The organism is Catenulispora sp. GP43, assembly GCF_041260665.1.
GTDB lineage: Bacteria > Actinomycetota > Actinomycetes > Streptomycetales > Catenulisporaceae > Catenulispora.
Genome location: NZ_JBGCCT010000012.1, coordinates 80696 through 106421, shown reverse-complemented (window position 1 = coordinate 106421; position 25726 = coordinate 80696). Strand labels below are relative to the sequence as shown.

25 protein-coding genes are annotated in these 25726 nt (G+C 71.4%); 16 read left to right on the top strand and 9 right to left on the bottom strand.

Features of this window, described 5'->3' with window-relative positions; genetic code table 11:
- Positions 1 to 4 precede the first annotated feature (4 nt).
- Positions 5 to 1081 (top strand): hypothetical protein, encoded by a 1077-nt coding sequence (locus ABH926_RS24525; RefSeq protein WP_370368083.1) that lies wholly within the window; start codon positions 5 to 7, stop codon positions 1079 to 1081.
- Here the strand turns inward: ABH926_RS24525 and ABH926_RS24520 are convergent.
- Both ABH926_RS24520 and ABH926_RS24515 read right to left on the bottom strand, forming a co-directional pair.
- Entirely contained in the window at positions 1070 to 1321 is a 252-nt protein-coding gene (locus tag ABH926_RS24520; protein WP_370368082.1) for a hypothetical protein, read from the bottom strand. The two genes, ABH926_RS24525 and ABH926_RS24520, sit on opposite strands and share 12 nt — an antisense overlap.
- Before the next feature lie 227 nt (positions 1322 to 1548).
- Positions 1549 to 2502: a hypothetical protein gene (locus tag ABH926_RS24515; protein ID WP_370368081.1), complete on the bottom strand. Its 954-nt coding sequence runs from the start codon at positions 2500 to 2502 to the stop codon at positions 1549 to 1551.
- Positions 2503 to 2845: 343 nt separating this feature from the next.
- Here ABH926_RS24515 and ABH926_RS24510 point away from each other — a divergent pair, with 343 nt between their 5' ends.
- Complete coding sequence (locus ABH926_RS24510) at positions 2846 to 4090, top strand: alpha/beta fold hydrolase (RefSeq protein ID WP_370368080.1); 1245 nt, start codon at positions 2846 to 2848, stop codon at positions 4088 to 4090.
- 18 nt (positions 4091 to 4108) lie between these two features.
- Here ABH926_RS24510 and ABH926_RS24505 read toward each other — a convergent pair whose 3' ends face one another.
- The gene (locus ABH926_RS24505) at positions 4109 to 4948 is read right to left on the bottom strand and encodes an oxidoreductase (protein ID WP_370368079.1); all 840 of its coding nucleotides are present in this window, start codon (positions 4946 to 4948) and stop codon (positions 4109 to 4111) included.
- Positions 4949 to 5017: 69 nt separating this feature from the next.
- Between ABH926_RS24505 and ABH926_RS24500 the strand changes: the two genes are divergently transcribed.
- A complete protein-coding gene (locus tag ABH926_RS24500) occupies positions 5018 to 5575 on the top strand; it encodes a TetR/AcrR family transcriptional regulator (protein WP_370368078.1) in 558 nt (185 codons plus the stop codon).
- 73 nt (positions 5576 to 5648) lie between these two features.
- On the opposite strand, the gene ABH926_RS24495 is transcribed toward ABH926_RS24500, so the two are convergent.
- On the bottom strand, positions 5649 to 6629 hold the full coding sequence (locus ABH926_RS24495; protein ID WP_370368077.1) for an alpha/beta hydrolase: 981 nt from the start codon (positions 6627 to 6629) through the stop codon (positions 5649 to 5651).
- A gap of 121 nt (positions 6630 to 6750) precedes the next feature.
- Between ABH926_RS24495 and ABH926_RS24490 the strand changes: the two genes are divergently transcribed.
- Positions 6751 to 7248, top strand: coding sequence for a MarR family winged helix-turn-helix transcriptional regulator (locus tag ABH926_RS24490; protein WP_370368076.1), 498 nt, complete (start codon positions 6751 to 6753; stop codon positions 7246 to 7248).
- 1 nt (position 7249) lies between these two features.
- Here ABH926_RS24490 and ABH926_RS24485 read toward each other — a convergent pair whose 3' ends face one another.
- Positions 7250 to 8044, bottom strand: a complete 795-nt coding sequence (locus tag ABH926_RS24485) for a thioesterase family protein (protein WP_370368075.1) — start codon at positions 8042 to 8044, stop codon at positions 7250 to 7252.
- A gap of 73 nt (positions 8045 to 8117) precedes the next feature.
- Positions 8118 to 9461, bottom strand: coding sequence for a DUF4241 domain-containing protein (locus ABH926_RS24480; RefSeq protein WP_370368074.1), 1344 nt, complete (start codon positions 9459 to 9461; stop codon positions 8118 to 8120).
- 108 nt (positions 9462 to 9569) lie between these two features.
- Between ABH926_RS24480 and ABH926_RS24475 the strand changes: the two genes are divergently transcribed.
- The 10 genes from ABH926_RS24475 (at position 9570) to ABH926_RS24430 (ending at position 19489) form a co-directional block, all read left to right on the top strand.
- Positions 9570 to 11573: a HEAT repeat domain-containing protein gene (locus tag ABH926_RS24475; protein WP_370368073.1), complete on the top strand. Its 2004-nt coding sequence runs from the start codon at positions 9570 to 9572 to the stop codon at positions 11571 to 11573.
- 435 nt (positions 11574 to 12008) lie between these two features.
- The gene (locus ABH926_RS24470; protein ID WP_370368072.1) at positions 12009 to 12470 is read left to right on the top strand and encodes a DoxX family protein; all 462 of its coding nucleotides are present in this window, start codon (positions 12009 to 12011) and stop codon (positions 12468 to 12470) included.
- Between the two features lie 267 nt (positions 12471 to 12737).
- A complete protein-coding gene (locus ABH926_RS24465) occupies positions 12738 to 13013 on the top strand; it encodes a phosphopantetheine-binding protein (protein ID WP_370368071.1) in 276 nt (91 codons plus the stop codon).
- A complete protein-coding gene (locus ABH926_RS24460) occupies positions 12997 to 14586 on the top strand; it encodes an acyl-CoA ligase (AMP-forming), exosortase A system-associated (RefSeq protein WP_370368070.1) in 1590 nt (529 codons plus the stop codon). Before ABH926_RS24465 ends, ABH926_RS24460 begins: the two co-directional genes overlap by 17 nt.
- A complete protein-coding gene (locus ABH926_RS24455; RefSeq protein ID WP_370368069.1) occupies positions 14583 to 15461 on the top strand; it encodes a 3-hydroxyacyl-CoA dehydrogenase family protein in 879 nt (292 codons plus the stop codon). Before ABH926_RS24460 ends, ABH926_RS24455 begins: the two co-directional genes overlap by 4 nt.
- 51 nt (positions 15462 to 15512) lie before the next feature.
- Entirely contained in the window at positions 15513 to 15764 is a 252-nt protein-coding gene (locus ABH926_RS24450; protein WP_370368068.1) for an acyl carrier protein, read from the top strand.
- Positions 15761 to 16909 carry an acyl-CoA dehydrogenase family protein gene (locus ABH926_RS24445; RefSeq protein ID WP_370368067.1) on the top strand — a complete coding sequence of 383 codons (1149 nt, stop codon included), beginning with the start codon at positions 15761 to 15763 and terminating at the stop codon, positions 16907 to 16909. The genes ABH926_RS24450 and ABH926_RS24445 overlap by 4 nt, the downstream gene beginning before the upstream one ends.
- 74 nt (positions 16910 to 16983) lie before the next feature.
- Complete coding sequence (locus ABH926_RS24440) at positions 16984 to 18075, top strand: HAD-IIIC family phosphatase (protein WP_370368234.1); 1092 nt, start codon at positions 16984 to 16986, stop codon at positions 18073 to 18075.
- Positions 18072 to 18818, top strand: a complete 747-nt coding sequence (locus ABH926_RS24435) for a thioesterase II family protein (RefSeq protein WP_370368066.1) — start codon at positions 18072 to 18074, stop codon at positions 18816 to 18818. Before ABH926_RS24440 ends, ABH926_RS24435 begins: the two co-directional genes overlap by 4 nt.
- Positions 18809 to 19489: a 4'-phosphopantetheinyl transferase superfamily protein gene (locus ABH926_RS24430; protein ID WP_370368065.1), complete on the top strand. Its 681-nt coding sequence runs from the start codon at positions 18809 to 18811 to the stop codon at positions 19487 to 19489. The genes ABH926_RS24435 and ABH926_RS24430 overlap by 10 nt, the downstream gene beginning before the upstream one ends.
- On the opposite strand, the gene ABH926_RS24425 is transcribed toward ABH926_RS24430, so the two are convergent.
- Positions 19417 to 21093 (bottom strand): condensation domain-containing protein, encoded by a 1677-nt coding sequence (locus ABH926_RS24425; RefSeq protein WP_370368064.1) that lies wholly within the window; start codon positions 21091 to 21093, stop codon positions 19417 to 19419. The two genes, ABH926_RS24430 and ABH926_RS24425, sit on opposite strands and share 73 nt — an antisense overlap.
- Positions 21094 to 21240: 147 nt before the next feature.
- On the opposite strand from ABH926_RS24425, the gene ABH926_RS24420 reads away from it, so the two are divergent.
- The gene (locus ABH926_RS24420) at positions 21241 to 22467 is read left to right on the top strand and encodes a pyridoxal-dependent decarboxylase, exosortase A system-associated (RefSeq protein ID WP_370368063.1); all 1227 of its coding nucleotides are present in this window, start codon (positions 21241 to 21243) and stop codon (positions 22465 to 22467) included.
- Here the strand turns inward: ABH926_RS24420 and ABH926_RS24415 are convergent.
- The gene (locus ABH926_RS24415; RefSeq protein ID WP_370368062.1) at positions 22464 to 23327 is read right to left on the bottom strand and encodes a sterol desaturase family protein; all 864 of its coding nucleotides are present in this window, start codon (positions 23325 to 23327) and stop codon (positions 22464 to 22466) included. The two genes, ABH926_RS24420 and ABH926_RS24415, sit on opposite strands and share 4 nt — an antisense overlap.
- 39 nt (positions 23328 to 23366) lie before the next feature.
- Between ABH926_RS24415 and ABH926_RS24410 the strand changes: the two genes are divergently transcribed.
- Positions 23367 to 24299, top strand: a complete 933-nt coding sequence (locus ABH926_RS24410) for a helix-turn-helix domain-containing protein (protein WP_370368061.1) — start codon at positions 23367 to 23369, stop codon at positions 24297 to 24299.
- On the opposite strand, the gene ABH926_RS24405 is transcribed toward ABH926_RS24410, so the two are convergent.
- Entirely contained in the window at positions 24296 to 25684 is a 1389-nt protein-coding gene (locus ABH926_RS24405; protein ID WP_370368060.1) for a condensation domain-containing protein, read from the bottom strand. The two genes, ABH926_RS24410 and ABH926_RS24405, sit on opposite strands and share 4 nt — an antisense overlap.
- Between the last annotated feature and the right edge of the window lie 42 nt (positions 25685 to 25726).

The window sequence follows — 25726 nt, the reverse complement described above, 5'->3', positions numbered from 1 at the left end:
AGACATGCGTAGGTGGGGAGCGGCATGGGGTCTGGCCGTGGGCCTGACTTCGGGGTTGGCGCTGGCCGGATGCTCAAGCGCCGGAACGGTGGGTGCGAGACCGTCGCCGAGCGGGCACTCCAGCACCGCGCTGCCGACGAACCAGTCGCTCGCCTCGGGGCGGCAGGGCTCGCCGACCACCTCGGCCTCCGCGGACGCCACCGTCACGCAGGACCAGGCCGCGGCGGCGCTGAAGGCGTACCAGACCCAGAACGACGCCGCCAACGCCGCCTTGGACACGGCCCAGATGGCCAAGATCGAGAGCGGATCGCTGCTGGCCCTGGACCAGGCCAGTCTGCTTTACGCCCAGGGGGTCGGTGGCGACAGGGCCAAGCAGGCCAAGGTGCCGATGGCGCTGAACAACCCGGTCTTCCTCATCCCGCGCTCGCCGAGCTATCCCCGCGGCTTCTTCGTCACGGCCGACGCCGTGCAGTCCGGCTCGCCCAACAGCAGTTTCCTGATGCACTTCACCCAGGACCACGCCGGCGCGCCCTGGCTGGCGGACAGCATCGTGATCCTCACCCCGGGCCAGCAGTGGCCGGCCTTCGCCGTCGGAGCCGACGGACTGCTGGACTACAGCGCGACCCAGCAGGACAAGCTGCCGCTGAACACCATGGACCTGGCGGCCGCGGACCGGACCATGCTCGCCGACGACAACGCCGGCCAGCCCGGCTCGCCCTTCCTCAACGACGACCCGACCACCGCCGAGCAGAAGTGGATCCAGGGGGAGACCAACGATGTCTCCCCGGCGACCGCCGCGCTGACGGTGAGCACCGAACCCGACCTGGCGCCGACGTACCTCCCGTTGAAGGACGGCGGCGAACTCGCGCTGTACGGGACGCGGCTTTCCCTGCGCATCTCCCAGTCCGGCCGGACCTTCACCTTCGGCGACCAGGGCTGGGCCAAGGTCGCCGGCACCGACACCTTCAACGGCGGGTTCACCGCCGACGCGGTGTGGATGGTCGCCGCGATCGACCCGCCGGACAAGGCAGCGAAGATCCAGAAGATCGCCTCCAACGGCGGCCTGGTGTCAGTGCGCTGAGGCCGCGGGACGGCGCAGGCGCAGCGCGAGGCTGAAGGGGACCAGCCGCTCCGGCTCGGCGAGACGATAGGTCGGATGCACGCTGTGCCCGCCGTCTTCGCGGAACTCGACATGCGGGCCGACGAAGCACGGATGCACGCCGGCGAGGACCGGCAGTCCGCCCGGGGCCAGCACGCGGGCCGCCTCGCGGACGACGCCGGTGAAGTCGTCGACGTCGGTGGAGATCCACAGCATCGTCACGGTGGGAAGGAGGCATCGGCGAAGGCAGCGCGGTGCCGTTCGCCTGGACTGGACCGTCGTAGCGCGGTGCCGACCGCGAGGCCGGGGACGCCTCGACAGTGCCGCTCATCCGACGCCCCTTTTATGTAAGAGGGCTCACACGGTACTCCGGGACGGATGTCAAGAGCCGGCCCTCGCGCGGGCGAGGGCCGGCCCGCCTATCTCAGGATCCTGTCTTCACTTCTGCCTCAGCCGGACATCGCGCAGCCGTTGGCCGCGTTGCTCCACGTCGGCTGCATGGCGAAGCTGCCGGTGGACAGGCTGATGGAGCCCAGGTTGTACCAGGCGCACAGGTCGCCGTTCTCCTCGCCGTCGCCGGCCACCCAGCCGGAAGACGGCTGCGGGTCGGTCAACGACTCGGCGTACTCGTGGCCCTCCACGATGCTGAAGCCGTCGAGCTGGCTGCTGACGCTGTTCGCGCCGCAGCTGCTGCCGGCGTCCAGGACGTACGGCATGTTGGTGTAGGACACCGTGCCGTCGTAGTCGTGCCACGCGCAGAAGCCGGAGTTCGGGAACCCGTCGGGGTTGGTCCCGGACGGGCTCAGCACCACGATCTGGGTGTCGTTGGTCGGGCTGATCCCGAAGTGCGACACGCCGTTCTCCGCCTCGGCGGCTATGTCCGACTGCGCCGCGGACTGCGGGGCCGCGCTGCCGTCGTCCACCCAGGTGCCGGCGAGCACGGCGCCGCCGAACGTCGGGCCCGAGCCGGAGCTGTCGGTGTACTGGCTGGTGACGGTGGACCAGGAGTCCGAGCCGGTGCCCAGGCCGCTGAACAGGTTCTGCATGTAGCTCTCGACGCCGTTGGAGTCGCTGTCCCACTGGGAACCCCAGAAGACGAGGTACACCTGGACGTTGTGCTGGACCGGGCCGCCGCCGTAGTTCAGCGGGCCGCCGGTGCCGCCGGACTCCGGCGAGAAGGTGTGGATCCGCGATGCCGTCGCCGCTGTCGACGCCGACCGCATCGGGACGATGCCGAACCGCCCGTGCGGCTGCGGCTTGTGGTGCTTGGCCTGCGGCGCGGCCTGCGTCGTCGCCGACGCCGCCCCGCCGCTCATCGCGGCCAGGCCCGCGGCCAGCGCGAGCGCGCCGATCGCGGCCAGGCCCCGGCGCAGCCGGCGCGGGGCGAGATGCCGTTCACTCATTCCCGTACTCCGTTCCGCCGCCCCCGACAGGCACGGACAGGGGTGGGTCCGCGCCATGGTGACGGCTAAAAGGGGATCCGGGCGGAGCGGGATGGTCCGCCCGGTGGAGCGGTGGGCCAGGGGCTTGATGTCAGGTGCCTGAAAACAATTCCCTGTACCCACTGCGACGGACGGTAGCGCCGGGTACTGGAGCGGTCGAGGAATGAGCGGGTCAAAGTTGTCAAGAGTGAGTAAAGGTCCGTCTATCCTGTCCGTTCAGCCCCACCCGTCACTCCTGTCACAGGCTTCGAGCAAGGCGGGGGCGGATCGGCGCAGACATGCTCGGTCGGGGATGCTTGATCCCATGTCCACCTCCCTCAAGGTCACCTTCACCGGCGGCGGCGGCGCCGCCCTGGCCGCCCGCCTGGAACTCCCCGACGGCACCGGGCCCCGGGCGTACGCGATCTTCGCCCACTGCTTCACCTGCGGCAAGGACGCCGTCGCCGCCTCGCGCATCGCCCGCGCCCTCACCGACCACGGCATCGCGGTGCTGCGCTTCGACTTCACGGGCCTGGGCCAGTCCGGCGGCGACTTCGGGAACACGGGATTCAGCTCCAACGTGGACGACCTGGTCGCGGCCGCCGACTACCTGCGTACCGAGCACGCCGCGCCGAGACTGCTCGTCGGCCACTCGCTGGGCGGCGCGGCCGTCCTGGCGGCCCGGCACCGGATCCCCGAGACCCGCGCCGTGGCCGTGATCGGCGCCCCGGCGGACCCCTCGCACATCGCCCACCTGCTCCGGGACGCCCGCGACACCATCGAGCGCGAGGGCGAGGCGACCGTGTCGCTCGGCGGACGCGACTTCTGCGTGCGCCGCAGCTTCCTGGCCGACATCGCCGACCAGCCGCAGGCCGAGCGCATCCGCGAGCTGAAGGCGGCGCTGCTGGTCATGCACGCCCCGCAGGACGAGACGGTCGGCATCGACAACGCCCGGCGGATCTTCGACACAGCCCGCCACCCCAAGTCGTTCGTGGCACTGGACGGTGCCGACCACCTGCTCAGCCGCCGTCCGGACGCGGAGTACGCGGCCGCGGTGCTCGCCGCGTGGGCCGGCCGCTACCTGCCCGAGCCGGCGCCCGAGCCGACGCCCGCGCCGACTCTGCCGGCCGAAGTCTCCGCGGACACCGCGGTGACCGTCACCGAGACCGGGACCGGAATCGGCGGGCTCCAGCAATTGATCACCGCCGGGCGCCACCACCTCGTCGCCGACGAGCCGGTGCCGACCGGAGGCGACACCGGCCCGAACCCGTATGACCTCCTGCTGGCCGCCCTCGGCGCCTGCACCTCGATGACGCTGCGGATGTACGCGACCCGCAAGAACCTGCCGTTGGAGAAGGTGACGGTCTCCCTGCGCCACGACCGGATCCACGCCAGGGACTGCGAGGAGTGCGAGAGCGCCGACGGATTCGTGGACCGCATCGATCGGACGATCCGGCTCGACGGCCCGCTGACCGATGAGCAGCGAACCAGGCTCCTGGAGATCGCCGACAAGTGCCCGGTGCATCGGACGCTGACCTCTGAGACGGTCATCCGGACGGTACTCGCCTGATGCGCGCTGCCGCCGCGGTCAGCTTCCCGCGAAGTCCGTGCTGAGCGTCAGCTCCCGCCACTTCTCGACCTCGGCGCCGAACGCGGCCAACGCGCCGGTCACGGCCCGATGGGCGTCCGAGCCGAGCAGCAAGTGCGTCGGCGGATCGTCGAGCTCGATCAAGCGCAGGAGCGCGTCGGCGGCCTTGTCGGGATCGCCGGGCTGCCGCCCGGTGAACCCGGCCCGCGCCGCGCTGATCGGCCCGACGAGGTCGTCGTAGTCGTCGATGCTCCGCGTCGCGCGCCGCATGGAGCGGCCCGACCAGTCGGTGCGGAACGCGCCCGGTTCGACGGCGGTCACCCGGATTCCGAGCCCCGCCACCTCGGCGGCCAGGGCGCGCGTGATCCCCTCCAGTGCGAACTTGCTGCCGTTGTAGACCCCGAGCGTGGGGCCCGCGATGAGGCCGCCGACCGAGGTGACGGTGATGACGTGTCCCGCGCGCCGGGCCCGCATGCCGGGCAGGACGGCCTGGATGACCGCGACGGCGCCGAAGACGTTGACGTCGAACTGCCGGCGCCACTCCTGGAGGGTCGATTCCTCGACGGTTCCCTCGTGGCCGTAGCCGGCGGCGGCTATCAGGACATCGATCGGGCCCACGGTCCGCTCGGCGTCGGCGACGACCCCGCGGGCGTCGTCGAAGCGTGCGGCGTCCAGGATGCGCGCGTACGAGCGGCCAGGCGCCAGCGCCTCGAACTCCTCCGCCGCCGCCGAGGTGCGGACCGTCCCGACGACCGTGTGCCCGCAAGCCAGAGCGCGGCGCGCGGCCGCCCGGCCCAGGCCGCTGCTCGCGCCGGTGATCAACAGAGTGCGGTCCCGCATGGCGTGTCACTCCCAACTTACTTACACGTGAGTCAGCTAAATACCTGACGCCAATGTAAGGTAGTCGCCATGGCAGGGCAACCCGACGGCCGGCGCACCGACACCCGCGTCCGCATCCACGAGGTGGCGCTCGAGGTCTTCACCGAGCACGGATACGAGCGCGCCACGATGCGGGAGATCGCCGACCGCCTCGGCGTGACCCGGCCCGCGCTCTACTACCACTACCGCAGCAAGGAGGACATCCTGGCGAGCGTCCACGACGAGCTCGCCACCTCCGTCGACGAGCTGCTGGAGTGGGCCGGCGGGCAGCCGGCGGCCCGCGCCACCCGCCGCGAGCTCCTGCGGCGGCTGCACGCGCTGATGTCAGGACCCTGGCACGCGTTCAGCCGCTTCGCGCAGGCGAACGAGGCCGCCATGCGCGACCTGTCCGCCACGGCCGGCTTCGCGTACCGCATGGACCAGGTCGGCGCACTGCTCAGCCCGGCCGATTCGGTCGAGGGCCGGCTCAAGGGCCGCCTGGCGCTCACCGCGCTGTTCATGGCGACCGCCCGCGGCGGTCAGCTCGGCGGGACGGACGCCGAGCGCATGGCGGCCGCGCTGGACGCTGCGAACTCGCTCGTGAAATAGGGCGAGGCCCCGCCACGAGCCCGAGGGGGGAGGAGGCTCGCGGCGGGACCCCGCCGGCTTTGGGGGAGCGGGCTCAGTTCGTCCCGAGCGCCGTCCGCAGCACCGCGACCGCCTGGGTGATCGCGCCCTCGGCGGCGTGCGTCTCGCGCAGGGCGTTGAGCATGACGAAGTCGTGGATGACGCCCTGGTAGCGCACGGCGGTCACCGGGACTCCGGCCTGCCGCAGCTTGTTCGCGTACGCCTCGCCCTCGTCGCGCAGGACGTCGGCCTCGCCGGTGATGACCAGCGCCGGCGGCAGGTCCGCCAGCTGCTCGACGCTCGCGCGCAGCGGTGAGGCGGTGATCTCGGCGCGCTGGGCCGGGTCGGTCGTGTACTGGTCCCAGAACCACTGCATCGCGTCGCGGCGCAGGAAGTAGCCCTCGGCGAACTGGTGGTAGGAGGCGGTGTCGAAGCTCGCGTCGGTCACCGGGTAGAACAGCACCTGCTGCACCAGCGGGATTCCGCCGCGCTCCTTCGCCATCAGGGTCAGCGCCGCGGCCATGTTGCCCCCGACGCTGTCGCCGGCCACCGCTATGCGCGAGGCGTCCAGGCCCTTGGCGGCGCCGTCGGTGACGACCCAGCGTGCGACGGCGAAGTTCTGCTCGATCGCGACCGGGTAGCGTGCCTCCGGCGACAGGTCGTACTCGGGGAAGACAACCGCGGCCCGCGCCCCGACGGCCAGTTCGCGTACCAGGCGGTCGTGGGTGTGGGCGTTGCCGAAGACCCAGCCCGCGCCGTGGATGTAGACGATTACCGGCAGCGTGCCGGTGCTCCCGGCGGGCTTGACGATCCGGGCCCGCACCTCGCCGGTCGGCCCGCCGGGGACGGTGATCCACTCCTCGTCGACGGCCGGCTTGGCGATCTCGCCGGACTGCACCTCGTCGACGGCCTTGCGGCCCTCGACCGGCCCCAGGTCGAACAGGTACGGCGGGTTCGCGGTGGCGGCGGCGAAGTCGGCGGCGGCCGACTCCAGGACGGGAGCGGGGACGGGGGCGGCGGGCACGTACTCGGACATGGCTGGCTCCTCGTGGTTCGGTGAGCCGGGGAAGCTCACGGGTTGAACACTAGCGAGCGATTACATCGTGCACAAGTTAAATGCTCACGAGGGGATCGCCTCCACGGCTATGCTGGTGGTCATGGATACCGCACGATCCGTGAACGGCGCCCCCGCCCCGGACGCGGACTACTCGATGCTGCTGGACGACCAGCTCTGCTTCGCCCTGTACGCGGCCTCGCGCGCCGTGACCCAGCGCTACCGCCCGCTGCTCGACGACCTGGGGCTGACCTACCCGCAGTACCTGGTGATGCTCGTGCTCTGGGAGCACGGCACCGTCCCCATCAAGGACATCGGCGGCGCGCTCCACCTGGACTACGGGACTCTGACCCCGCTGATCAAGCGTCTGGAGACCAACGGCCTGGTCCGCCGCGACCGCGCCGCCGACGACGAGCGCACGGTCCGCGTGAGCCTCACCGCCGAGGGCGAGGAGCTGCGCACCCGCGCCGCCGATGTACCGGCCGCGATCGGCGCCGCGATGGGGCTGACGCCGCGCCAGTTCGACGACGCCAAGCGCCTGCTCCGCCTGCTGGCGGATAACGTGTCGGGGGCGTCGGGGGCGTCGGGGGCGTCGGCCTGAACTACGTCAGGGGCCGCACGGTGAGGATCTGCTCGGCGTACCCGACCGGCCCGGCCGCGTCGTGCAGCACGGTCGACGTCACGCCCTGACCGGTCGGACCGAACGCCACGGTCGTGTCCAGCCCGGTCCACCGCCCCGCGACGGGCTGCCGGTGCAGATGAACGGTCAGATCGACGTTCGGGAACATCCACTCGGCCGGCGACTCCCGAACGGCGATGCCGTTGGCGGTGTCGACGAGCGCGACGAAGGATGCCAGCCGACTGCTGCTCTGTCCGGCGACCAGATCGAGGTCGGTGCCGACCCACGCGGCTGTCCGGCCCGGCTGTGGAGGCGCGACCGGACGGATGTCCACGGAGGCGATGTAGCCGCCGGGCCACACATCGGTTATCGGCCAGGAAGCGAGCTCCTCCGGCGGCGTGAGCCTGTCGCCCCCGCCCCCGGCCACCGCCGCGGTGTCGCCGGCGCCCAGCAACCAGGCCCGGGCCCGCACCACCGCCCGATCCCTGATGAGCACGACCGCCTCGACCAACTCGATCGTCCGTCCCGGCCGCAGCGTCTCCACCCGGATCTCACACTCGTCAAGCGCGAGGCGTCCCAGGATGTCGAAGCTGACGCGGGACAGGAGCAGATCGCGATCCGGCCGCGGCCGCCCGGCCGCGAAGCGGTCGATGGCGTGCACGACGAGTCCGCCGAGGGGACTGAAATGCTGCTCATCGGGATCCCACGCGCCACCCGCGTGCGTGGTGGGCTTGTAGCGGTTCTCTCCGGCCGGTTCGTAGTAGCTGCCGATGTTCATGGTGGTGCGAGTCTATTTCAGGAGTGATCGGCGGCAGGCGGATGACGGTGGCGACGCTGTCAGCGCGACCGCTTTACCGCCTTTGCGCGAGGAGCTTGCGCGTCTCGGCGAAGAAGAAGTCCTGGATCGGGCCGGAATCGAAGTGCTCCGGCACCGGCGGCGCGTCGGTCTCGGGGGTCAGCACCGCGCGGCCCGGGACGTGGCGTGTCTCGTCGGCCCCTGGCGTAAGGAGTTCCGCCGGTCCCACCACACACATGTCGGCGACGAGGCACGTCACGCCGCCGTCCTGGTCGCGGCCGATCCACACGGGGTACGAGCCGTCGCCGTATCCGCTCATGAACATGATCAGGTTGGCGCCCGTCGTGGGATCCACGACCGGCGAGTCCATCAGGGCGGACGGGCCGTCCGTCTTGATCCGCTCCGAGAAGATCCGCTGAAGTGCCTCGGCACCGGCCGCGTCGAGGAAGGACCCGGTGCCGCTGTCGACGCCGAAGCCGAAGAACTCGTCGGGGCCGAGCTCCCGTTCGTCCTGCCCCGGCTGAAGGCCCAGCTCCCACGTCGCGGTGGGCTTCTCGCTGATCCGCAGCAGCGCGGCCGGCGTTTCGCCCCAGGGCGCCTCCACCCAGCGCATCGCGGCGACGAGAACGGGATAGTCGCCCGGCGGCACTTCGATGGTGAACGGGACGGCGCGGTGGAACGTGCCGGGATCAGTGACGATGACTTGGCCGCTCGGCATGTGGAGCAGCCCGGCCTTCTCCGGTTCCAGGATCTCGAGGGCGCCCTGGCGCGGGTGGTGGAACCGGGCACCCGCAGTGAACAACGCTTCCGGATGGTTCGGCGACAGCGGCCTCGGCGCTTGCCAGGGGAAGGTCGAGACACCGGATCCGGAGGCGGGATCGGGATCGTCGGCCTCGACGAACTCCGCCGGCTCGCCGATGTTGATGAACGTGCTGTCGACCGGCCAGGCACCGAACTCCGGACGCGGTACGCGCCGACTGGCCGGAGGAACGGTGGTCCAGGTCTGCAAGAGGCCGCCGTAATCGACCGAGACCTTCGCCCGGCCGCCTGGCTGGACAGCGAACGTGACGACGGTCCCGGCCTGGAACTCCGGCTCGTCGGCCGACGCATGGGCCCAGAAGCGGAAGGTGCTGAGATGCAGATGATCGCCGAAGTCGCGATACCCGATCTCGACAACCCGCCGCCCAGCCTCGTCGAAGAAGGCGGTGTCGAGCCACCCCCGCCCACTGTCGACCCGGAGGTACGCCTGCGGAACGCCGGCAAAGGACATCACCGCCGCGAAGGGCTCGCCGGCCGCGTACCTGGCGCGCGCGGTCGCGGCGGGGATGCGGCAATCGGCTTGCCGCTTCACCGGATCCCAGCTTTCGCAGTAAGCGATGACGATGCGCGATGTGGTCATGGAAGCCCTTGGTTCTGTCGGACGGGTGACGACACACGATAGGGGTCCGGGGAACGGGTGTTCTCATCGGGATCACGCGGCGAAGCCGCAGCGGGCATCATGCTTGCCATGCTTGATGGTCTTGCGCGGATCGACTGGTCGTCCCTGGGCGTCGGTGACGGCGCGGCTGAGGTGCCGGGCCTGCTGGCAGCGATGGCCTCACCGGACACGGGGGAACGTGAGCGCGCCCTCCGCCGGTTCTACAGCAGGGTGCATCACCAGGGGGACGTTTATCGGTGCACCGTGGCCGCGATGCCGTTTCTGGCCGAGCTGGCGGACGATCGTGGAAATCCGAGCAGGGCCGACTTCGTGGGCTTGCTCGCGGGCATCTGCGAGTCCTGCGTGGACTTCGCGGATGACGAGCTGAGGTATGCGCCCAGCGGCGATCTCATTGATTTCTCCGAGCTGATGCCGGTCGTCCGCGGCTTCGCGAAGGACTTCGAGCGTTGGGCCAGGGACGCCGACGAGGCGGTACGGTGCGCTGCGATTCCGGCGCTCGCGCAGTTTCCCGACGATCCCGCGCGAGTCGCGGATCTCTTGCGGGCGCGTGCTCCCAGGGAGACGGGTACTCCTACCCGGTTGCTGGTCCTGAGCACGGCCGGCACGCTGGCGCTCCGGTTTCCGGAAGTCGTCGGGCCCGTGGTGTCGTGGCTCGCCAGGTTGGCCGGCGACGGCACCAGGGATCCGGTGATCCGGCTGGCCGCCCTGGCACAACAGGCGCGGTGTGCGCCCGGAGCAGCGGGGCCCGAGCTGGTTTCGGCAGCGATCGGGATGCTGGCTGCCGAACGGCTTGATCATCCAGCCCGAGCCTCCACGCCCACCACCGCCATCCTCGGCACGCTTCACGAGGTGCTCGGTGACCGGCTGGCAGAGCGAACCTCGCTGCTGACGGAGCAACTGCGCTCGCCCGATCCCGACGCCCGCCTCGACGCGATTCGCATGGCCAGGACGCTGATCGCTGGCTGGCGCGGGGATCACAGTGCTCTGATTATCGCCGTGGCGGGCGAGCTCGCGGCAGAGAACGCGCAAGTCGCCCGGGAAGCCGCAGCCGTTCTTCAGACCTGCTTCCGGATTGCCGAACCGGCACGTGAATTGGTGGCCGACTGCGTGACGGAGGCCGGGCCGGACACGTGGTCGGCCCCCGATGAGATGCGGCGCGAGGCCCACCAGACGGCGGTCCAAGTGTTGGCCCGGTTGGGCGACGTTCGGGCGTTGCCCAGTCTGCTGGCGGGTCTCGATTCGGATGTGGACGCATGGAGGGCTGTCGCCGTCGCGGGATCGCTACCGCAAAGCCGTGCCGAGCTCTTGCCGAGACTGATCGAGCGCGTGGACAAGCTTGACCTAGCCGGCATCGATCCGTTTGTGGATATGAAGTCGTCGGCTTTGATCACGGCAGTCGGCCGGTTTGCTGATCCCGCGTCAGCCGAGTCGCTGGTCCGCGTTCTCGATGCCGCGATCCGGCGCGAGCTCTGGAGTACGGCAGCCTCCGTCGCCGAGGCGCTCGCCGAGCTCGGGCCGGCAGCCGTGGCCGCCTTGCCTTTGTTGCGCACGGCGGTGGCCGGCCCGGACCGCAAAGCCCGCTCCGCGGCACTGGCCGCGTTGTGGGCGATCGGCGGTGAGGTCCAGGAGGTGTTGCCGTTGTTGGTGGGCCACCTGGCCGGGCCGTCGGTCTACTTCCTCGACGTCGTCGCCGAGATCCTGGGTCAGATTGGCGCCGACGCCACGGAAGCCGTGCCGTATCTGAAGAAGTTGGCCGGTGCACAGGACGAGTGGAACCAGTGGAGCCGTGTCGAGGCCGCCGACGCGCTGTGGCGGATCGCCGGTGAGCCGGCGACGCAGCTGGTGCTGGACGCGCTGCTGTCGGCGTGGCGAGAGAATCAGGCCACGAGTAACGCCGTCACAGCGACGCTGGAGCGGATGGGGGCCGCCGCGGCACCGGCGCTGCCGGATCTGGAAGCGGAGCTGGCCAAGGCCCGCCGAGGCGGCCGGTTCGACCGCGTCGACACCGACGAGGACCTGCAGGAGACCTGCCGCCGCCTGATCCTTCGCCTGAGCCGCCTCAACCAGATCTGAGCCGCGCCGCGCCTCATCACCACCCCGCGCCCCACCGGGGGCCCGCCCGCCGGATTTGTTCGGCACTCCCTCCGCGCCCGCACCGGCTCCGACGCCCGCCGAACAAGCCGCCCGGCGTTCACCAGCCGGTATTCCGCCGGTTCCGGACCTCCGCGCACTACATCAGACCTCGAACACTGGCCGCTTCCGACGTCCACAACCTGTCACCGCGCGCCTCTCGGCGGTGGCCGTTTCTTTGTCGAGACTTGGTCCCTGTCGGGCGCCGTCCCCGCGCCTGTGAGCTGCGCGGGGACGGCGTCTGTGAACGGCATGCCACATCTCGAACGGGGCCACAACGCCCTACCCGGGACGGCCCTTCGCGGCCGGACGGGGGCGCACACCAACTTGTCCGCCGGGCGACCGACCGGCGGACCTACCAGGAAGTGGTGAGACGGAATGCGCAACCTGAAGTCCGTGCCGGATTACGGCACCTCGCTCTTTCGGATCGTCGTGGGCTTCCTCATGGCCTGCCACGGTGCCAGCAGCCTGTTCTCCTGGCCGATGAAGGCCATGGGCGGTCACACGGTGTCGCCGACGGTGTGGCCCGGCGGGGTCGCAGCGTTGCTGCAGTTCGTATTCGGGGTGCTGGTGATGGTCGGCGTGGGGACCCGGGTCTCCGGGATCGTCCTGTCCGGGACGATGGCGTACGCGTACTTCTCCGTGCACCAGGAGAAGGCGCTGCTGCCGATCGCCAACGGCGGGGAGCCCGCCGCGCTGTTCTCCTGGGCCTTCCTGATGATCGCGATCGTCGGGGCCGGTCCGCTGTCCGTGGACGCCGTCGTGGCCAAGCTGCGCGGCGCCTCCTCGGCGGCGGTCGTGTCCGAGCCGGAGGGAGCTCCCGCCGCCGTCGCGGCGTGAGCTGACCGGCTGCTCCGGTCCGGTGCGCCCCGTCCCGGACCGGAGCCGTCCGGCGCGGACCCGACCCCCGCGGGTCCGCGCCGGACACCTGCGGGGCCTTCCATGCTCGCGCCCCGACAACCGGGCGCTGACCGGTTCGGGCAGGGACAACCTGTCACCGTTCGGCCATCGGCGCCCCCGGTTTTTCCCCACACACTGGATCGCGGCCGGGCGATCCGCCCGCGGCCGGCGCCGTGCCGAGCGCCCCGCCCGAGATGAGGTGGCACGTTGACGTCCCTTGATGAGATCGAGATCCCGCTCCCGTTCCAGGAGCTGCTGCGGCCCCACCTGCCCTACGCCGGGGCCGGTCCGCTGGCCGCCGGCGCGGACCTGGCCGCGCTCGGCCTGGACTCGATGGCCGTGGTGCAGCTGCTGTCCGACGTCGAGGCCGAGTTCGGGGTGGAGCTCCCCGACGAGATCCTGGACGAGGCCACGTTCGCCACCGTCGGCTCCCTGTGGGCGGCCGTCAGCGCGCTGGTCGGTAGCGGTGCTGACGCGGCTTGACGACCTGGTGCGCCGCGGTGCCCCCGAGCGCCCCGCCGTCACCTTCAAGGACGGCACCCTGACCTACGGCCGGCTGGCCGAGCAGGTCGGGGCGGCCGCCGCGGGTCTGCGCGCGCTCGGCCTGGAGCGCGGCGACCGGGTCGTGGTCTATCTGGAGAAGCGGCTGGAGACGGTGGTGGCGCTGTTCGCGGCCTCCGCCGCCGGGCTGGTCGTGGTGCCGGTCAACCCGCTGCTGAAGGCCGGGCAGGTCGCCTTCATCGCCGCGGACTGTACTGCGCGGGCGGTGCTGACCAGCCCCGAGCGGTTGCAGACCGTCCGCGAAGAACTGCCCGACAGCGTCGCGCACGTCGTCGTGGTCGGCACCCGGGCCGGGACCGACGACCACGGCGCCGCGGCCCCGGTGACCGCCTGGACCGAGCTGTGCCAGATGGCAGAGCCCGAGGATCAGAACCCTGTCATGGTCGTCGACTCCGACATCGCCGCGATCCTCTACACCTCCGGCAGCACCGGCACGCCGAAGGGCGTGGTGCTCTCGCACCGCAACCTGCTCGCCGGCGCCGAGAGCGTGGCCGGCTACCTCGGCCACACCGCCGACGACGTGATCCTGTCGGTCCTGCCGCTCAGCTTCGACGCCGGCCTGAGCCAGGTGACCACCGCGCTGCACGCCGGCGCGCACGTCGTCCTGGTCAACTTCCTGTTGGCCCGCGAAGTGCCGAAGCTGTGCGCCAGGCACCGTGTCACGGCGCTGACCTGCGTACCCCCGCTGTGGATGCAGCTCGCCGAGGCCGACTGGCCCGCCGAGTCCGCGGCCCATCTGCGCTACTTCGCCAACACCGGCGGCCACCTGCCGCGCGCCACGCTCGACCGGCTGCGCGAGCTCTTCCCCAAAGCCGACCCGTTCCTGATGTACGGGCTCACCGAGGCCTTCCGCTCCACCTACCTCGACCCGGCCGAGGTCGACCGGCGCCCGGACTCGATCGGCAAGGCGATCCCGAACGCCGAGGTGCTGGTGGTCCGCCCCGACGGCACGCCCTGCGCGGCCGGCGAGGAGGGCGAGATCGTGCACCGCGGCGCGCTGGTGGCCCTGGGCTACTGGAACGACCCCGAGCGGACCGCCGAACGCTACCGGCCGCTGCCGCGCGCCGGCGGTGCGGCGCGTGACGAGACCGTGGTCTGGTCCGGGGACCGCGCGGTGCGCGACGAGGAAGGGTTCCTCTACTTCCGCGGCCGCGCCGACGAGATGATCAAGACCTCGGGCTACCGGGTCAGCCCGACCGAGGTGGAGGAGGCGGCGCACGCCACCGGGCTGGTCGCCGAGGCGGCCGCCTTCGGGGTGCCGGACGAGGCGCTGGGCCAGCACATCGTGCTGATCGCGGCGCCGGTTCCGGGCACCGGTACAGACCCGGCCCCGCTGCTGGCCGCGCTGCGCGGCCGCATCCCGACCTACATGCTGCCGCGGCGGATCGAGTTCCTGGACCGGCTTCCGCGCTCCGCCAACGGCAAGTTCGACCGCCCCCTGATCCGGGAGCGGATATCGCAAGTGGAATCCGATGACGAGATGGGACTGACATGACTCTGGTGGGTGTCGTCGGCGCCGGCGTGATGGGCGTCGGGGTCGCGCAGAACCTGGCGCAGACCGGGCACGACGTGATCCTCGTCGACAAGGACGAGGAGACGTTGCGCGAGGCTCTGACCCTGATCGAGCGCAACTGCCGCATGAGCCGGCTGATGGGCGGCCCGGAGGTGGACGCGGCCGAGGTGCTGGCCCGCATCACCACCGGGGTCGGCGCCAAGCAGGTGGCCGGCGCGGAGATCGTGATCGAGAACGTGACCGAGAACTGGGACATCAAGCGCGCGGTCCATGAGGAGATGGACGCCGCCTGCGGCCCGGAGACGGTGTTCGTGGTCAATACCTCCGCGATCCCGATCACCAAGATGGCCGCGGTGACCAACCGCCCCGACCGCGTGGTCGGCGTGCACTTCATGAACCCGGTCCCGGCCAAGCCGGCGGTCGAGCTCATCCCGGGCTTCCACACCAGCCCCGAGACCGTGCAGCGCACCCGCGACCTGCTGACCGCCATGGGCAAGAAAGCCGTGCAGGTGAAGGACTCCTGCGGGTTCGTCTCCAACCGGGTGCTGATGCTCACCGTGAACGAGGCCGCCTATCTGGTCCACGAGGGCGTGGCCAGCGCCGCCGACGTGGACGAGGTGTTCCGCAGCTGCTTCGGCCACCCGATGGGCCCGCTGGAGACCGCCGACCTGATCGGCGTCGACACCATCCTGTACAGCGTCGAGGTGCTCTACGAGCACTACGCGGACAGCAAGTACCGGCCCTGCCCGCTGCTGAAGCAGATGACCGACGCCGGCCTGCACGGCCGCAAGTCCGGCCGCGGCTTCCACGACTACGACCCCTCCGGCCGGCTGGTCGCCGCCGGTTCCGCGCACTGAGAAACGACGCCACGACGCCAACGACGCCAACAATGGCAAGGAGAAAAGCGAATGTCCGACTCGATCCAGACCAAGAAGCAGATATCCGAGTTCATCCACGGCCGTTTCCCGCAGGCTGAGATCAACGACTCCGACGACATCTTCGCGCTCGGATTCGTGAATTCCCTGTTCGCCATGGAACTGGTGATGTTCATCGAGAAGACCTTCTCCATCACCGTCCCCAACGACGAGCTGAAGATCGACAGCTTCCGCACCGTGGAGCTGATGGCGGACCTGGTCGGCCGGCAGAAGGTCCTGGCATGACCGTCGCCGATCTCGAACGCGCCGCGCTCGGGACGCCCGACCGGGACTCGGCGCGGGCGTTCGTGGACAGGTGGATCGTGCCGTGCGCCAACGACTGGGACCGGGACGGCCGCATCCCGGAGGAACTGCTGGAGCGCCTGGCCGCCGAAGGGCTGTGGGCCCCGTTCCTGCCCGCCGAGTTCGGCGGCGCCGGCCTGGACATGGTCACGCTCGGCGCGATCCACGAGGAGGTCGGCCGCGGCTGCTCCTCGGTGCGCAGCCTGCTGACGGTGCACACCATGGCCTCCTGGGCCGTGCACCGCTGGGGCACCCCCGAGCAGCGTGAGCGCTGGCTGCCGGGGATGAGCCGCGGCGCGGTGCTCGGCGCGTTCTGCCTGTCCGAGCCCGGCGCCGGCAGCGACACCGCCGGCATCACCACCACCGCGGTCCCGCACCGCGGCGGCTGGCGGATCTCCGGGGTGAAGCGCTGGATCACCAACGGGCAGCGGGCCGACCTGCTGCTGGTGTTCGCCCGCGTCGGCACCGGCATCGCGGCGTTCCTGGTGCCGCACGACACCCCGGGCGTCAGCGTGCTGCCGATCGACGGCATGCTCGGCACCCGGGCCTCGATGATCGCCGAGATCTCCTTCCAGGACGTCGAACTCGGCCCGGACGCCCTGCTCGGGCCCAGCGGCTTCACCGCCGGCATGGTGCTCACCGGCACCCTGGACCTGGGCCGCTACAGCGTGGCGACCGGCTCGGTGGGCATCATCCAGGCCTGCGTCGACGCCTGCGCCGGCTACGCCGCCAAGCGCAAGGTGAACGGCGCGCCGATCAGCGAGCTGCCGCAGATCCGCGCCAAGCTCTCCGACATGGTCACCGACGCCCGCGCGGCGCGGCTGCTGTGCCAGGAGGCCGGGCGCCTGAAGGACGCCGGCGAGCCGTCGACCATCATGGCCACCTGGATCGCGAAGTACTTCGCCTCCACCGCCGCGGCCCGCCACGCCACCCAGGCGGTGCAGGTCCACGGCGCCAACGGGTGCAGCCCCGACTACCCGGTCGAGCGCTTCTACCGCGACGCCAAGGTCATGGAGATCATCGAGGGCTCCACCGAGGTCCAGCAGCTCACCATCGCCGGTGAGGCGTTCCGAGGAGGGGCGTTGTGAGCACGACCGCAGACGGGATTTCGACGGCTGGCGTCTCGACGGCGGAGCGCATCGAGGCGCAGACCGCGCAGGCGATGACCAAGCCGAAGCAGGGCCGGATCAAGTGCGTGGTCTGGGACCTGGACAACACCCTGTGGGACGGGATCCTGCTGGAGGACGAGAACGTCGTCCTGCGCTCGGACGTCGTCGCGCAGATCCACCGGCTCGACGGCCTCGGCGTCCTGCACTCGGTCGCCAGCCGCAACGATCCCGAGACCGCGCTGGCCAAGCTGAAGGCGTTCGGGCTCCAGGACATGTTCCTGCACCCGCAGATCGGCTGGGGCGCGAAGTCCGAGTCGGTGGCCTACATCGCCAAGGCGCTCAACCTGGGCCTGGACGCCTTCGCGTTCGTCGACGACCAGGAGTTCGAGCTCGCCGAGGTCGGGCACGCGCACCCCGACGTGCTCTGCGTGGACGTCGCCGACCTGGCCGAGCAGCTGGCCCGGCCGGAGTTCCACCCGCGCTTCGTCACCGACGAGTCGGCCCAGCGCCGCCTGATGTACCTGGCGCAGGCCACCCGCGACGATATCGAGCGCGACTTCAGCGGCACCAACGACGAGTTCCTGGCGAGCCTGGACATGACCTTCGTCATCGCCCCGGCCCGCACCGAGGACCTGCAGCGCGCCGAGGAACTGACGATCCGCACCAACCAGCTCAACTCCACCGGCCGCACCTACTCCTACGACGAGCTCGACGAGCTGCGCGAGTCCAAGAACCACCTGCTGCTCGTGGCCTCGCTGGAGGACAAGTTCGGCACCTACGGCAAGGTCGGCCTGACCCTGGTGGAGAAAGGCGACGACGGCGTCTGGAAGCTGCTGATGCTGCTCATGTCCTGCCGGGTGATGTCCCGCGGCGTCGGCTCGGTGCTGCTGAACCACGTCATGGGGCAGGCGTTCGAGGCCGGCGCGGAGCTGCACGCCGACTTCGTCGAGACCGGCCGGAACCGGATGATGCAGATCACCTACGCCTTCGCCGGCTTCACCGAGATCAGCCGCGAGGGCACGCTCGCGGTGCTCAAGGCCGACATGGCGCGGCTCCAGCCGCCGGCTCCGTACGTGAAGCTGGTGACCGTCGACGAGGACGGGACCGAGCACGTCTTCGGCCCCGGCGCCGCGGACCGGGCATGAGCACCGAGCGCTGGCTTCCGTTCCCGCGCCCGCCGGGCGAGGTCCGGTTGTACTGCGTCCCGCACGCCGGCGGCGGCGCCTCGTCCTTCCGGCCCTGGATCGGCGCCATGCCCGGCGTAGCGGTCTGCCCGCTGCAACCTCCGGCGCGCGAGGCCCGGTTCCGTGACGAGCCGATCCGCGCCATGGAGCGCATGGCGGCCGAGATCGCGGACGTGGTGCAGGACAGTGCCGACGGACCGTACGCGGTCTACGGCCACAGTCTCGGCGCCCTGACCGCCTTCGAGACCGTCCGCGAGCTCCGCCGCCGGAATGCACAGATACCGATGCCGGTGCACCTGTTCGTCTCCGGCTGCCCGGCGCCGCAGATCCGGGACAGCCTGCTGCCGAACGTCCACGACGCCTCCGACGAGGAGGTCGTGGCGCTGCTGCGGCGCCTCGGCGGGACACCGGACAGCCTGCTGGACGACCCGGGCCTGCTCGGGCTGATCCTGCCGGCGATCCGCGCGGACCTGGAGGTGAAGGAGACCTACCGCTACACCGCCGAGGCGTCGCTGGAGGTGCCGCTGACCGTGCTGGGCGCCGACGACGACCCGCGGGCCGGCGCCGCCGGCACGGCGGCCTGGCGCGAGCAGGCGGCCGGCGGCTTCGCCCTGCACACCGTGGGACAGGGACACTTCGCAGTGTTCGAGCAAGCCCAGATCACCCACAAGTACCTGCTGGAGGCCCTGACCCCGTGGCTGTGACCGCGGTCCGGGTCTGGCGCGCCGCGCTGGACCAGGACGGGGATCCGCACCGGTGGCTCAGCCACGAGGAACGAGCGCGCGCCGCCCGATACGCGAGCCCCGCTGAGGGGCGCCGATTCGCGGTGGCGCGCGCTGTTCTGCGCTCGGTGCTGGGGGAGGCCTGCGGCCTGGCCCCGGACGAGGTGGCGATCGCCACCGAGGACGGTGGACGGCCGATCATCGACCCCTGCGACGGCCGCACGCCGCCGGACTTCAACGTGTCCCATTCCGGGCGCTGGGCGTTGATCGCCGTGGCGCCGCCGGGCCGGCGGGTCGGCGTGGACCTGGAGTGGGACGGCCGGGACGTGGACTGCCTGGCCATGGCGCGGACGATGTTCCAGCCCTGCGAAGCCGAGCGCCTGGCCCGGCTGGAGGGGGAGTGGCGGCGGCGGGAGTTCTTCCGGCTGTGGACCGCCAAAGAGGCCTACGTCAAAGCCGACGGCGCCGGTGTCGCCGGGCTGCGCGCCGTCCTGGTGGACGGCGCGACAGCGCGGTCGTCGGCGCCGTCGGCGGGCTTCCCTGCTGAGCTGCCCGTCCGGTGGTTCTCCGCCGCACCCGGCTATCCGGCGGCGCTTGTGGTGTCTGGCGGGGTCACACCATTCGAGCTCTGCGACCGATTCCTCGAAAGCTGATTCGCCAGCACCCGCAGCGGAGTCCCGCCGGCCAGATCGTGCAGCGTCAGGCCGCCGTAGCCGCGCTCGTGGAGCAGGTCCAGCACGCGCGGCAGGCGCAGCACCCGGCCGCCGTTCGGCACATAGGCCGAGTCCAGGTCGAGCATGTCGGCGCAGATGTCCATCGCGCGGCCGATGGCGCCGCGCAGCTCCAGCAAGGTTTCCGCGCCGGCCGTCTCCATGGTGCCTGCCACCGTGCGGTCTGGAGTCGCCGCCGCGGGTTCGCCGAAGCCGGCCAGGGTCGAGATCTCGCTGATCCGCAGATCCGAGTCCGGCTCGGCCAGGGCCAGCAGCACCGCCTCGTACCCGCGCAGGAAGCGCTCGACGGTCTCGGCGTCCATCACCGCGCCGGAGGCCTGCAGGTTCACCGAGACCGCGTCGCGCAGCTCGGTGACCCGCAGGTACACGTCCGATCCGAACGCGGCCCAGGCGGTCGGTGCCGCGTTCCGCACGAAGGTCGTGCGGCGGACCCCCGCGGTGCGCGCGGTGTGACTCAGGAAGTTGAGTTCCGAGCCGACCCGCAGATCCCGGCCCCGGATGGCGCCGGCGCAGGCCAGGATCTCCAGCATCTCGTCATAGCCGAGCGCGGTGTGGTCGCGGACCGCTTCGGTCTGCTCGGCGACCCGCTTCAGCAGCTCGGAGAACGGCGGATCGTCCCGGCCGTCCACGATCAGCAGCAGCGGCGAGAACCGGCACGTCAGCACATCGCTGTAGGCGTCCTCGCCGCGGTTGCCGTGGAAGTTCCAGTGCGGGACCAGGCCGTCGCCGGTGTAGGCCGCGGCCAGTGCGGTGAACACCGCGACGTGCACGAGCGAGGGCCACAGTCCGGCCCGGTCCGCCAGCTGCCGACTGGCGGAAAGGGCCGCGGGGGAGGTCAGGGTGGCCGCGGTCGGGTCCGCCGGGCCGCGGCGGCGCCGGGCGAACAGATCGGAGCTCAGGCGCGCCGCCTGCTCCCGCCAGAACTCCGCGGCCTGCTCGTGCCGGTCCTGGAACGCGGCCTCGCCCTCGTGGCCGACCAAGTGCAGCGGCTGGTAGCGCACCGGCTCCAGACTGGCCGGCCGGCGGGTGGCCAGCGCCGTGCCCAGCACCTCCAGCTCCCGCTCGAAGCGGTCCACGCTCCAGGCGTCGAAGGCCATGTGGTTCATGACGACCACCAGCTGGCGCGGCGTGCCGCCGTCGGTGATCACACACGCCCGCAGCGGCCAGTCGGCGGCCAGCTCGAACGGGGCCGTGGCCAGTTCCTGGACCACGGCGGCCGGCGGCGGGCTGCCGTCCTGCTCGACCGTGGCCTGGACCAGCCGCACCGGCCCGGCCGGATGCACGCGCTGCCACGGATCGGCGTCCGCGTCGTGGTGGTAGGTGGTCCGCAGCGCCTCGTGCCGCCGCACCAGGTGGCCCAGCGCCGTCCGGATCTGCGGCACGGACAGCCCCGGCGGCAGCGGGAAGCGGGTGACGATGTGCGCGTCGTGGCGCGCCTCGGCGGGCAGTTGGTGGTGCCGCAGCCAGATGTAGCGCTGGCCCAGTCCCAACGCGCCGGTCTTCGTGTCCTGAGCCGTCCCCGTCACTGGCCGGCCCCGTATCGCTCTTGCATGGTAAGACGATCCCCGCCCGCCCGGCCTGGGACAACGGCCCCGCGGTGTCAGCTTCCTGACGCCGTTACCGGCCATCCGCGCGCATTGACCGCGGGCTTCGCGATTCGGACAGTGGGCGGTATGACCTTGACCGAAGACCTCGCCGCCCGGTTCGGCCGGCACGACGGCGGGCTGGCCGTCGGCGGCGTCCCGGTGCGGCGGCTGGCCGCCCGCGTCGTGACGACCCCGTTCTTCGCCTATGACCGCGCCCTGCTCTCCGAACGGGTCGCCGGGGTCCGGCGCGCGCTGCCGGACGGGATCCACCTGAGCTACGCCGTGAAGGCCAACCCGATGCCGGCGCTGCTGCACCACATGAGCACCCTGGTCGACGGCTTCGACGTGGCCTCCGGTCTGGAGCTGCGCGCCGCCCTGGACACCTCGGTCGGCCCGGCCAAGGTGAGCTTCGCCGGCCCCGGCAAGACCACCGGCGAACTGCGCCAGGCCGTGGCCGCCGGGGTGACCGTGGAGCTGGAGTCAGAGCTCGAACTCGCCCGGGTGCGCGCGGCCGCCGCCGAGCTCGGTGTCACGGCCCGGGTCGCGGTCCGGGTGAACCCGGACTTCGCCGTGCGCGGCTCCGGCATGCGCCTGGGCGGCGGCCCGCAGCAGTTCGGTGTGGACGCCGAGCGCGTCCCGGACCTGCTGGGCCTGATGGGCGGCGGGGACTTGGAGTTCGAGGGCTTCCACGTCTTCGCCGGCTCGCAGAACCTGCGCGCCGAGGAGATCTGCGAGGCGCAGCGCCGCACCGTCGATCTGGTCCTCGCCCTGGCCGAGCACGCACCCTCCCCGGTGCGCTATGTCAACGTCGGCGGCGGCTTCGGCATCCCCTACACCGCGCGCGACGCCGCGCTGGACCTGGCGCCGATCGGGGAGAACCTGGCGAAGCTGACCGACGTGGTGGCCGCCGCGCTGCCCGGCGCCCGGATCGCGGTCGAGCTGGGCCGCTATCTGGTCGGCGAGGCCGGTGTCTACGTCACGAGGGTGCTGGACCGCAAGGAGTCGCGCGGCAAGGTGTTCCTGGTCGTGGACGGCGGCATGCACCACCAGCTGGCCGCCTCGGGGAACTTCGGGCAGACGATCCGGCGCAACTACCCGCTCGCGGTGGCGGACCGGATCGACGAGCCGGCTGTCGGCAAGGTCTCGGTGGTCGGCTGCCTGTGCACGCCGCTGGACCTGCTCGGCGACGACGTCGAGCTGCCAGCGGCGGATGTCGGGGATCTGATCGTGCTCTTCCAGGCCGGGGCCTACGGTCTGACGGCCAGTCCGAGCGCCTTCCTCAGCCACCCGGCGCCGGTGGAGGTGCTTGTCTAGGGGGTGAAGGGCCAGGCCAACGCGGCGTGGAAGCGGCGCGGATCCGGGAACGAACCGGGGTCCTCCAAGCCGAACGCGTCCGGAACGCGGCGCGGCTCGTAGAGGAACGTGCCGAAGACGATGTCCCAGATCGCGACCACCGAGCCGTAGTTGCCACGTTCTTGCGCCCCATGGTGATAGCGGTGCGTCTCGGCGCCGATGAGGACGTGGTTGAGCTTGCCGACGCGCAGGTCGCTGTTCACGTGGCTGACCGTCTGTTGCAGGCCGAGCACGGCGATCGCGATGAAGGCCGCGTCCGGCGAGATCCCTGTGGTCTTGAAGACGATCAGCGAGATCACGAAGCGCGAGACCAGCAGATCGAACGGGTGGAAGACCTGGTGCATCAGGACATAGAGCTGGGACGGCGAGTGGTGCAGGCCGTGGACGCGCCAGAGCCGGGAGATCGTGTGGGCGGCGCGATGGTAGCCGTACCAGAGCAGGTCCAGCGCGACCAGAGCGAACACCGCCTGAGCGAGCAGGGGCGTCCGGGCGAGGGGGCCGAAGCCGTTCCGGGGCATGGTCGCCGCCGCGACCAGGCCCACACCGGCGGTAGCCAGCTGCTCGACGACGACGGCCAGTCCGATGAACGGCAGGTCCCGGCCGAGGAAGCCGTCCTTGGTCATGGACCAGCGTTCGTGGAGGGGATTGACGCGCTCGACTGTGAACACGGTGACGATGGTCACCGCGGTCAGCACGCCGATGACGGCGTCGCGATCCAGATTCCATCGCAGGGCGGCCCACAGGGCGGCAGCGGTGACGGCAGCGAGTGCGGGATAGGTACCGTAGGTGAGCAGCGGCCTCGTCGGCCTGTCGAGTTCCATGCCGCAATCCTCGGTTCCGGGGAGGAGGGACACCGCTCCTTGGACGCAACCCGCTTGTCCTCACCCGCGGATCCCGTCGCGGGCCACCTCGCCCGGTTCGCCGCGATCCACGGCGCGCCGGTCTCACCCCCGGAGGCGACGTGGGAGGTGCTCCGCGCGGCTGGTATGGACCGGCCCGGCCTGGCGTTCGCGGCGTGGGCCGAGATCACCGTGCTCGGCGGGCTGGTCGGTCCGATCGCCGTCAACAGCCCCGACATCGGCTCGCTGCTCGACGACCTGGAACGCTTCCATCCGATGTTCGGCCGGGAACAGATCCTCCTGGCGCGGCGGCCGCAGGCGGTGTCCCTGTCCCTGCGCGCGCCGGATGGCGGGCCCGCGGACCCCGACACGGTTGAGGCGTGCTTCGCGCTGTTGTGCCGGATCGTCCGCTCCATCGCCGGCGACGGGGCCGGCCCGTCCCGTGTGGCGCTGCGCCGAGCCCGGCCGGAGGACATCAGCGACTACGACAGGGCCTTCGCCGGACCGGTCGCGTTCGGTCAGCCTGCCGATGTCTGCGTCTTCACGAGCGAGTCGTTGCACATGCCTGTCCCGGATGCCGACACCGTTGTGCGCTCGATGCTTCGGCCCTACGCCGAACGCCGCATCGCCCACCAGCGGGTGCCTTGGGCGACGGCTGTCACCGATCTGCTCCGAGACGCACCGCAGCCCAGCCTCGCAGCGGCCGCCCGCGCCCTGGCTGTCAGCCCCCGTACTCTCCAGACCAGGCTCACGCAGGAGGGCACATCGTTCGCCGCCCTGGCCGACGACCTCCGGCGGGAGCGCGCACTGACGCTCCTGTCCCAGCCAGACCTGGCGGTCACGGCGATCGCGGCCCGGCTCGGCTTCTCGACGCCCTCGGCGCTCACCCGGGCCTTCCGGCGGTGGACGGGCATGGCGCCCTCGGACTATCGGCGCGAGGCAGGGGTCTTTTAGACAGCGGGAAACAGCGCCGGGTCGGGGTCAGCGGGCGTCCACAGCTCCTTGAGTCCGCTCTCCGGCGCCGACACCGCACGCTGGACGCCGAACGCGATGGTGCGCAGGATCCCAGTCAGCGCTCCGGCGTCCACGACCTCGGGGTCGGTGCGCAGCTGGATGCTGGTGCGGCCGTCCTGCGCCGTGACTCGCACGTCGAACGGCTGACCGTACTCGCGCGGCTGCTCCGTCCAGACCAGCTCGGCCGGGGCGTACTCCGCCGGATCGGCGATCCGGTCGTCGAACGGCAGGTAGTTGAACCAGGCCGGGAACAGCCGGTTGTACCAGCCGTCAGCGGATCCCTCGGTCTGCGCGGCGATCCGGTCGACGTCGTAACAGGAGTACCGGTACGCCTTCGCGCTGGCCCAGTGCGTCCGCTTCACGTGCTCGGCCAGCGTCCCGGCCCGGTCCACCGGCAGCGAGATCGGGATGAGCTGGTTCAGCGTGCCGACCACATGCCGGTGGTCCGGTGCGAACCGGTTGTTCGACATCAGGCTGATGACGGTGCCCTCGGTGCCGAGGTGCTCCGCGAGTGCCGCGGTGACCATCGCGAGCAGCACGGCCGGCACGGTGACCGCGTGCTGCCGCGCCGCCTCGGCGGCCAGTGCGGTCAGCCGGTGCGAGTGCAGGACGGCCTGCACGCGCGGCTTGGTCTGGCCGGTGGTCAGCGTCGGCAGGGCCTGCCGGAGCCGGAAGCGGGCCGGCGCCTCGGCGAGCACGCCGCGCCAGTACTTCTCCGCCGCCGCCTGCCTGGTCTGCCATTTTTCAGCATGCTGAGCCGCTGACAGATCCCGTTGCGACGCCCCGGCGTCCAGACCGGCCTCGGGGTCCTCGGCCAGGATCCGGAAGCGCCGTTCCAGCTCGATCATCGACCAGACGTCCAGGATCAGGTGCGAGAACGCCAGCGAGACGAACATCGGGGCGCCGTCGGTGGTCACCAGCGACCCGCGCCAGCAGGGGCCGCCGGTCATCGGGATCGCCTGCCCGGCCAGGGTCTCGGTGGTGCGGATCGGGTCGGCGAAGTCGGTGATCCGCCGGTCGGCGGTCCCGATCGCGCGTGGCAGCCCGGTGGCCGCGTCCAGGCCGCAGGGGCCGTCGTCGTCCAGGGAGTACACGTGCTGCGCCGGGACGCCGTCCGGGCCGACCGAGTAGCTGGTGCGCAAAGGCTCGTGCAGCTCGACCAGCCGGCGCAGGGCCGCCGCGAGCCGCTCCGGTGTCAGGCCCCGCAGATCCCAGGTCGCCGACAGGTTCGCCTCGGCCCGCCACGGCGGCGGGTAGGACTCCACCTCGCGCCAGCTGTAGAGCTGGCCGTGGCTGAGCGGCGTGGGCGCGACGGTGTTCGGCATAGGGCCCATTGCCCCAAGGCCGGACGAGGATCGCAAGGTGAT